This window comes from Streptomyces sp. NPDC048600 (genome assembly GCF_055587025.1).
In genome coordinates this window covers 38,846-47,564 of sequence record NZ_JBVJGZ010000035.1, presented here as the reverse complement: position 1 = coordinate 47,564, position 8,719 = coordinate 38,846, and the positions used below count along the sequence as shown (strand labels likewise).

The 8,719-nt window shown below is 71.3% G+C and carries 8 protein-coding genes; 3 read left to right on the top strand and 5 right to left on the bottom strand.

From position 1 onward, the window contains the following. Positions 1-253 precede the first annotated feature (253 nt). The 3 genes from ACZ6SQ_RS33630 to ACZ6SQ_RS33620 form a co-directional block, all read right to left on the bottom strand. Positions 254-964: a class III extradiol dioxygenase subunit B-like domain-containing protein gene (locus ACZ6SQ_RS33630; protein ID WP_469568870.1), complete on the bottom strand. Its 711-nt coding sequence runs from the start codon at positions 962-964 to the stop codon at positions 254-256. A gap of 161 nt (positions 965-1,125) precedes the next feature. Beyond that, entirely contained in the window at positions 1,126-2,655 is a 1,530-nt protein-coding gene (gene miaB / locus ACZ6SQ_RS33625) for a tRNA (N6-isopentenyl adenosine(37)-C2)-methylthiotransferase MiaB (protein ID WP_469568867.1), read from the bottom strand. Positions 2,656-2,746: 91 nt separating this feature from the next. After that, entirely contained in the window at positions 2,747-3,154 is a 408-nt protein-coding gene (locus tag ACZ6SQ_RS33620; RefSeq protein ID WP_469568865.1) for a pyrophosphohydrolase domain-containing protein, read from the bottom strand. Between the two features lie 219 nt (positions 3,155-3,373). Here ACZ6SQ_RS33620 and ACZ6SQ_RS33615 point away from each other — a divergent pair, with 219 nt between their 5' ends. Then, on the top strand, positions 3,374-4,372 hold the full coding sequence (locus ACZ6SQ_RS33615) for a TAXI family TRAP transporter solute-binding subunit (protein WP_469568863.1): 999 nt from the start codon (positions 3,374-3,376) through the stop codon (positions 4,370-4,372). 120 nt (positions 4,373-4,492) lie between these two features. Here the strand turns inward: ACZ6SQ_RS33615 and ACZ6SQ_RS33610 are convergent, their stop codons facing one another. Both ACZ6SQ_RS33610 and ACZ6SQ_RS33605 read right to left on the bottom strand, forming a co-directional pair. After that, a complete protein-coding gene (locus ACZ6SQ_RS33610) occupies positions 4,493-5,893 on the bottom strand; it encodes a sensor histidine kinase (protein WP_469568860.1) in 1,401 nt (466 codons plus the stop codon). Between the two features lie 9 nt (positions 5,894-5,902). After that, positions 5,903-6,589, bottom strand: coding sequence for a response regulator transcription factor (locus ACZ6SQ_RS33605; protein ID WP_469568858.1), 687 nt, complete (start codon positions 6,587-6,589; stop codon positions 5,903-5,905). 287 nt (positions 6,590-6,876) lie between these two features. Between ACZ6SQ_RS33605 and ACZ6SQ_RS33600 the strand changes: the two genes are divergently transcribed. Both ACZ6SQ_RS33600 and ACZ6SQ_RS33595 read left to right on the top strand, forming a co-directional pair. Further along, a complete protein-coding gene (locus ACZ6SQ_RS33600; RefSeq protein WP_469568856.1) occupies positions 6,877-7,653 on the top strand; it encodes an amino acid ABC transporter ATP-binding protein in 777 nt (258 codons plus the stop codon). A 74-nt stretch (positions 7,654-7,727) separates the two neighbouring features. Beyond that, the gene (locus tag ACZ6SQ_RS33595; RefSeq protein WP_469568854.1) at positions 7,728-8,579 is read left to right on the top strand and encodes a glutamate ABC transporter substrate-binding protein; all 852 of its coding nucleotides are present in this window, start codon (positions 7,728-7,730) and stop codon (positions 8,577-8,579) included. Positions 8,580-8,719 lie beyond the last annotated feature (140 nt).

Here is an 8,719-nt window from a genome sequence, read left to right as displayed (position 1 = left end):
GGAGGGAAAGAGGAACCCCCACCTCCCTCGGCGCCCCACCCCCCCCCCCCCCCCCTCCCTCTGCCCTCGGTTGGGTGGAGGCGGGGGAAACCCGGCCCCCTCCCCCCCCCCCCCCCGCCGTTCCTGCGTGCGACCAGCCGCCTTCTTGTCGCGAGGTGCGGCCGCCGGCCCCCGCGGGACCGATGAGTCCGGCCGATCCGGGTGATCCGGGGGCCTCGTCCCTCGGTGTCGCGTCCCTGCTTGTCGCGCTGCCCTACGACCAGGCCGCGACCAGGTATCCCACTCCGTAGGGCGCGTCCTCGTACAGCAGGGCGCCTCGGAGGGCGGCGCCGTCGGCCGCGCCCGCGAGGACCTGCCACGGTGCCCGGCCGGACACCATCAGCTCACGCGCCAGATCGGCGTCCAGCCCCTTGAGGCCCGCGAGGTCCGCCGTCTCCAGGGCCCGCGCGGCCTCCGCGTCGAACGGCTCGGCCCGCTCGTCGAGGTAGCCGGGGGCCTTGAGTGTGCGGCACGCGCTGGCGTCGCCCATCACCAGCAGGGCCACCCGTTCCGCCCGGGCGGCGATCTCGCTTCCGATCTCGATGCACCGCTCGACCGCGAGCGGTTCCCCCACGCCGAGTCCCTCGATCGGGGCGTCCGCCCATCCGGTCCGCTCCAGCAGCCATCCGGCGACGGCGAGCGACGGCGGAAGAGTGCCGACGACGCCGTCCCGCGCCTGTCCCAGCGTCACGTCCCGGTCGACACCGAAGCCCCGGAACGAGCCGGGCGTGCCCTGCGCGTACGCCGTCGGCCCCGTCTCCGCGTCCGGGCCCACGACCACCAGCAGATCGGGCCGGGCTGCGGCGAGCAGCCCCAGGGCGTCCGCGCACGCGGCACGGGCGGCATCGAGTTCGGGCGCGGCCCCCGCGGCGACGTCGGGGACCAGCAGCGGAGGGCAGGGGCAGACTGCGGCGGCGACAAGCATGATCGGCAGCGTAACCCGCGCACGCGCGCATGGGGCGAGCGACCGGCGCGTCCGGCGGGCTCCGGACCCGAGCGGGACGAACCGTCCCCCGTCACCGTGCGCCCGGCCCGGCGAGGCCGCCCCGCCGTCACTCCCGGGCGGCAGGCTGCCCGGCCCGCCGCTCAGTCGCAGCCGCAGCCGCTGCCGGCGGCCACCGGCAGCGGCGCCGGGACGCCCACCTTGGGCAGGCCGAGCATGACGCCCTGCTTCTTCTCCTGCTCCTGGGCGTTGCGCTGCTCCCAGGCGTCACCCGCGCGCGTGCGGCGCACGCTCAGCACCTGGCCCTCGGCGAGGAGGTGGTGCGGGGCGGCGTAGGTCACCTCGACGGTGACGACGTCACCGGGGCGGACCTCCTGGTCAGGCTTGGTGAAGTGGACGAGGCGGTTGTCGGGGGCACGGCCGGACAGGCGGTGGGTCGCGCCGTCCTTGCGGCCCTCGCCCTCGGCGACCATCAGCTCCAGGGTGCGGCCGACCTGCTTCTTGTTCTCGTCCCAGGAGATCTCCTCCTGGAGGGCGACGAGCCGCTCGTAGCGCGCCTGGACGACCGCCTTGGGGATCTGGCCGTCCATCGTCGCGGCCGGGGTGCCGGGGCGCTTGGAGTACTGGAAGGTGAAGGCGTTGGCGAACCGGGCCTCGCGCACCACGTGCATGGTCTGCTCGAAGTCCTCCTCGGTCTCGCCGGGGAAGCCCACGATGATGTCGGTGGAGATGGCCGCGTGCGGGATCGCCGCGCGGACCTTCTCGATGATCCCGAGGTAGCGCTCCTGCCGGTAGGAGCGGCGCATCGCCTTCAGGACCGTGTCCGAGCCGGACTGCAGCGGCATGTGCAGCTGCGGCATCACGTTCGGGGTCTCCGCCATCGCCGCGATCACGTCGTCGGTGAAGTCGCGGGGGTGCGGGGAGGTGAAACGGACCCGCTCCAGGCCCTCGATCTCCCCACAGGCGCGCAGCAGCTTGCTGAAGGCCTCGCGGTCGCCGAGGTCGGAGCCGTAGGCGTTGACGTTCTGGCCGAGCAGCGTGATCTCGGAGACGCCCTCGCCGACCAGCGTCTCGATCTCGGCGAGGATGTCGCCGGGGCGGCGGTCCTCCTCCTTGCCGCGCAGCGCCGGGACGATGCAGAAGGTGCAGGTGTTGTTGCAGCCGACGGAGATGGAGACCCACGCGGCGTAGGCGCTCTCGCGGCGGGTCGGCAGCGTGGACGGGAACGCCTCCAGCGACTCGGCGATCTCGACCTGCGCCTCCTGCTGCACCCGCGCGCGCTCCAGCAGCACCGGCAGCTTGCCGATGTTGTGCGTGCCGAAGACGACGTCCACCCAGGGCGCCCGCTTCACGATGGTGTCGCGGTCCTTCTGGGCGAGGCAGCCGCCGACCGCGATCTGCATGCCGGGGCGCTGCGCCTTCATCGGCGCGAGGTGGCCGAGGTTGCCGTAGAGCCGGTTGTCGGCGTTCTCGCGCACGGCACAGGTGTTGAAAACCACGACGTCGGCGTCGCCGTTCGCCCCCTCGGGGGCGCGGACGTATCCGGCGTCCTCGAGCAGTCCGGACAACCGCTCGGAGTCGTGGACGTTCATCTGGCACCCGTAGGTGCGCACTTCGTACGTCTTGGTCCCTTGAACGTCCACTGCCGGGCTCCGGTCACTGCTGCTGGTCATGCGTTCAAGGGTAGGCGGTCCGGGGAGGGCCTCGTCCCGGGCTCCAGGCGGTGACGGACGGCACCGGCACCGGACCCGGCACCGGACCAGGTCAGGCCCCGCTGCCGGATATCCAGCCCTGGCGGCGCAGGACGGCCGGGACGTCCGGGGCCTCGTAGTGCTCGCCCTTGAGAACCTTGCCGTCGGCACGGCGGGCGACCTGGCCGTCCGGCCCCAGCTTGGTCATGTTGGAGCGGTGGATCTCGGCGAGCACGGCGTCCAGGTCGATGCCGTGCACGAGGGCGGTGCCGTAGGCGACGTACACGACGTCCGCCAGCTCGTGCGCGAGCCGGTCCAGCGGGCCGGACACCGACACCTCCGCGACCTCCGCCGCCTCCTCCGCGAGCAGCTCCCCACGGTGCGCGGCGAGCTCCGGTGCGACCTCGGCGGGCGTACTGCGGGTGGCGAGGCCGAAGGCCTGGTGGAACTCACGGACGAGATCGGCGGGCGAGGGGTTCATGCGCCGACTCTAACGGCCGCCACTGACAGCCCCCGGGCACGCGCACCGGCCGCCTCGGCCACTCCCCCGGGCACGCACACCGGCCGCCTCTGGCACACCCGCGCGCTCGCAGACCGCCCGCCGCCAACACTCCCCCGCGTCCGCGCACCACGGCCTCGTCGTGCCCCCTCCCCCTCCGCCCCTGGTCAGCACCCTGCCCGGCCTGGCAGGATCGCGCCCATGTTCAAGGCGTTCCCCCGAATCGGCAGGCGGCGTGCTCTCCAGGGCGCGGGCGCCGTGTTCGTGGCGCTCGGGCTGCTGCTGTGGTGGCTGCTGCCGCTCGGGGACGAGCCTCCGAGCGGGAACGTCACGTTCAGCACGGGTTCGCCGCACGGCGTCTACCAGAAGTACGGCAGCCTGCTGCGCAACGCGCTGAAGCGGGACATGCCGGACCTGGACGTACGGCTCCAGCTCAGCGACGGGTCGCAGAAGAACGTGGCCCGGGTGGCCGCGGGCACCGCCGACTTCACCATCGCCGCGGCCGACGCCGTGGAGACGTACCGCGAGGACGCCGGCCCCGGGGCCGAGCAGCTGCGCGGAGTCGCACGACTGTACGACGACTATGTGCATCTGGTCGTGCCGAGCAGCTCGGACGTGGAGTCGGTCGAGGACCTCAAGGGAAAGCGGGTGGCCATCGGTCTGCCGGACTCCGGAGTGCGGCTGATCGCCACCCAGGTGCTGAAGGCGGCGGGCATCGACCCGCGGACCGACATCACCCCGCTCCCCGACGGCATCGCCACCGGCCCCGAGGGGCTCGAGAACGGCCGGATCGACGCGTTCTTCTGGTCCGGCGGACTGCCCACGGACGGTCTGACGGCGCTCGCCGACGACTTCGCCTTCCGGTTCGTCCCGCTGGAAGCCGACTTCGTGGCCCGGCTCCAGGGACAGGGCGGCGCCGCCCGCTACTACCGGGCCACGACCATGCCGGAGTCGGCCTACCCGGCCGTCCAGCACGGCACGCCCGTTCCGACGATGGCCGTCTCCAACCTCCTCGTCACGCGCGCGGACGTGGACGCCAGGCTCACCGAGTGGCTGACCCGGACCGTGATCAGGAGCCGGGACAGGATCGGCGCGGACGTCCACTCGGCCCAGCTCGTGGACCTGCGCACGGCCATCTACACCGACCCGGTGCCCCTGCACGAGGGCGCCCGGCGCTACTACCGCTCGGTCAAGCCCTAGCTAGAGCTTTCGCGCCCCGGGCCGGGCCTCCGCCGCACCGCTCGCGTCCGCAGCGGACCCCAGCCGGCACCAGCTGCCCCGACCGGCACCGGCCGCCCCCACCGCACCGGCCGGCTGAACTTAGCGCACCGGCCCCGACCTGGGCACCGACACCGTCACCCGCAGCCCGTGCGGTTCCCGGTGGCCGTACGCGATGGAGCCGCCGCCCGCCTCCAGCAGGACCCGGGAGATGGACAGGCCCAGTCCGGAGCCCTTGATGTTCTGGTGCTGCCCGCTGCGCCAGAAACGATCGCCGACGCGGGTGAGTTCCTCGTCGGTCAGGCCCGGCCCGCGGTCGGTGACCACGATGGTCGAGACATCGCCGTTCGACGCGACCGCGACCTCCACGCACTCGTCCTCGGGCGTGAACTTCACGGCGTTGTCGATCACCGCGTCCAGGGCGCTGGACAGGGCGACCGGGTCCGCCCAGGCGGTAGTCGGCGGGCAGTCCCCCACCAGCCGTACGCCCTTCGCCTCGGCCGTCGGGGACCAGGCCGCGACCCGCTCGGCGGTGAGCGCCCCGATGTCGGTCAGGGTCAGGTCGGCCTGGGCGTGCTCGGCCAGGGCCAGGTCGAGCAGATCGTCCAGGACCTGGGCCAGACGCTTGCCCTCGGCCTGGACCGAGGCGATCTCCTCGTTGCCCTCGGGCAGTTCCAGGGCGAGCAGTTCGATGCGCAGCAGGAGCGCGGCGAGCGGGTTGCGCAGCTGGTGCGAGGCGTCGGCGACGAAGGCGCGCTGCTGCTCCAAGACGTCCTCGACGTTGTCGGCCATCTCGTTGAACGACCGGGCCAGCCGTCTGAGTTCCGGCGGACCGCTCGCCACCGCGACCCGGGACTTCAGCCTGCCGCTCGCGATGGAGTGCGTGGTCGCGTCCAGGATGCGTACGGGCCGCAGCACCCAGCCGGTCAGCCGCAGGGCCGCGCCGACGGCGAGCAGCATCGCGGCGAACTCGCCCGCCGCGACGAGCAGCCAGCCCTGCAGGATGCGGGAGCGCATCGCGCCGGTCGGCGAATCGGTGACGACGACCGCGACGACGTCACCGTCCCGGATGACCGGTGAGGCGACGACCATGCTGCGGCGCTGCCAGGGCCAGATCTGCTTGGGGTCCTGGCTGCGCCGGCTGAGCAGCGCCTCCGCGAACGCCCGGCGCACCTCCCCCTCGTCGGGCAGCAGCCAGTCGGTGGGCGCCTGGGCCATCGGGGAGCCGTTGCGGTAGAAGACCCCGGCACGGATGCCGTAGACCTCGTAGTAGCTGGCCAGTTCGCGGCTGAGGGTGCGCTGGTCGGGGGAGGTGGCGCCGGGGCCGGTCGTGGTGGGCGTGACGTACTGGGCGAGCGCGGCGAAGCGGGCCGTGTCGTCGATCCGGTCGACGATCACGCGCTGCTGCTCCCCCGCGGCCACGCTGACGGCGAGCGGCACGCCCAGCGCCAGCAGTACGGCCGCCATCAGGACGATGAGCAGCGGCAGAAGTCGAGTGCGCACCCCGGCCCGCTAGGCGGCGGGGGCGACGAGCCGGTACCCGACGCCTCGCACGGTCTCGATCAGCGCGGGCATCCGCAGTTTGGCCCGCAGGGACGCCACATGCACCTCGAGAGTGCGCCCGGTCCCCTCCCAACTCGTGCGCCACACCTCACTGATGATCTGCTCCCGGCGGAACACCACTCCGGGCCGCTGCGCCAGGAGGGCGAGCAGGTCGAACTCCTTGCGGGTCAGCTGGACGACCGAACCGTCGACGCTGACCCTGCGCGTGGGCAGTTCGATGTGCACGGTTCCCAGGCGCAGCACGGCGTCGCCGTCGCTTGCGGCGTCCTCGGGCACGGTGCGCCGGCTGACCGCGTGGATGCGCGCGAGCAGTTCTCCCGTGTCGTACGGCTTGACGACGTAGTCGTCCGCCCCCAGGTTGAGGCCATGGATGCGGGAGCGGACGTCGGAACGTGCGGTGACCATGATGACCGGGGTGCTGGTGCGTTTGCGGATCTTCCCGCAGACCTCGTAGCCGTCCTGGTCGGGCAGGCCGAGGTCGAGCAGGACCACGCCGAAGCCCGGCCCCTCGGGGACGAGGGCCTGAAGGGCCTCCTCGCCGCTGCGGGCATGGGTGACGTCGAAGCCGTGCCGCGCGAGTACCGCGGACAGGGCGGCGGCGACATGGTTGTCGTCCTCGACGAGGAGCAGTCTCATCCCGGCCTCCTTCGGTTCATGGCGCGTACGGTCTCGTCGTCTACAAACGTATGCACGCGCGCGCGTGCATCAAGGCAGTCACGCCGATTGACGAGGACGGCGTCAAGAGGGTTCCGGTTGCTCGCGGCTTCCGTTATCCGGCCGATACGCGGCCAGGTCGCAAGTGCTACGACACGTGTCCGATTGCTATCGGATCGTGATGCTCAGATTCCCCTCAGATGTAATGACGCTGGTCGCGTAGGGTTATTACTGTCCTCCGAAACCGAGGAGGACGGAGCCAGAGAGCGATGACCGAAGTATCGGTGGCCAAGGATGACGCGGCCGCGCCCGACGAACTGGTCGTCCTGAAGAGCGTCAACAAGCACTTCGGCGCGTTGCACGTACTCCAGGACATCGATCTCACCATTGCGCGCGGTGAGGTCGTCGTGGTCATCGGGCCCTCCGGGTCCGGCAAGTCCACCCTGTGCCGCACCATCAACCGCCTGGAGTCGGTCGACTCCGGCGACATCACCATCGACGGCAAGCCGCTGCCCACCGAGGGCAAGGGCCTCGCGCGACTGCGCGCGGACGTCGGCATGGTGTTCCAGTCCTTCAATCTCTTCGCGCACAAGACCGTGCTCGAGAACGTCATGCTCGGCCAGGTCAAGGTCCGCAGGACGGACAAGAAGGCGGCCGAGGAGAAGGCCCGCGCACTGTTGGACCGCGTGGGTGTGGGTACTCAGGCGGACAAGTACCCTGCCCAGCTCTCCGGCGGACAGCAGCAGCGTGTCGCCATCGCGCGGGCACTCGCGATGGGCCCCAAGGTCATGCTCTTCGACGAGCCGACGTCGGCGCTCGACCCGGAGATGATCAACGAGGTCCTGGAGGTCATGCAGCAGCTCGCCCGAGACGGCATGACCATGATCGTCGTCACCCACGAGATGGGATTCGCACGATCGGCGGCAAACCGCGTGGTGTTCATGGCGGACGGCCGAATCGTCGAAGAGGCTGCGCCAGACCAGTTCTTCAGCAACCCGCGCAGCGACCGCGCCAAGGACTTCCTGTCGAAGATCCTGCACCACTGACGTTTCGTCGCTCCCGCGATGTAAAGCGTCTTCCAGCAACACGGCATCTCCTCACCACACGAAGGATGTTCACCATGAAGCTCCGCAAGGTCTCCGCCGCGGCGGCTGCTGCGCTCGTCCTGTCCCTGACCGCGACGGCCTGTGGGGGCGACGACGGCGACAACGACAGCGGCTCCGGCACCGGCACCGGTGGCGGCGAGACGATCAAGATCGGCATCAAGTACGACCAGCCCGGTCTCGGTCTGAAGGAGCCGGGCGGCAAGTTCTCCGGCTTCGACGTGGACGTCGCCACGTACGTCGCCAAGGAGCTCGGCTACGAGCCCGACCAGATCGAGTTCGTCGAGACCAAGAGCGCCGACCGCGAGAACGCGCTGGCCCGGGGCGACGTGAAGTTCATCGCCGCGACCTACTCGATCACCGACGAGCGCAAGGAGAAGGTCGACTTCGCCGGCCCGTACCTGCTGGCCCACCAGGACCTGCTGATCAAGTCGGACTCCGACATCACCAAGGGCACCGACCTCAACGGCAAGAAGCTGTGCTCCGTGACCGGCTCGACGTCCGCGCAGAACGTCCAGAAGGAGATCGCCCCGAAGGCCCAGCTCCAGGAGTACAGCTCGTACTCCGAGTGCATCGCCAACCTCCAGAGCGGTGCCGTCGACGCGGTGACCACCGACGACTCGATCCTGGCCGGCTTCGCCGCGCAGGAGCAGTACAAGGGTCAGTTCAAGCTCGCCGGTCTGAAGCTGAGCAACGAGAACTACGGCATCGGTGTGAAGAAGGGTGACACCGCGACCGTCGACAAGATCAACGCGGCCCTCGAGAAGATGGTCGCCGACAAGGCCTGGGACAAGGCCGTGGCGGACAACTTCGGCCCGGCCAACTACCAGAACGAGCCCGCCCCGAAGATCGGCGTCATCGTGAGCTGAGGCCCCTGGCCTGGAGGTGGGGGGGGGGGGGGGGGGGGGGGGGGGGCGCCGGACCCCCCCCCCCCCCCCCCCCCCCGCCCCAGCCCCCCCCGCCTGGTCCACGTCCGCGCCCACAGGAGGCGTCCGACGCCCGGGTGACT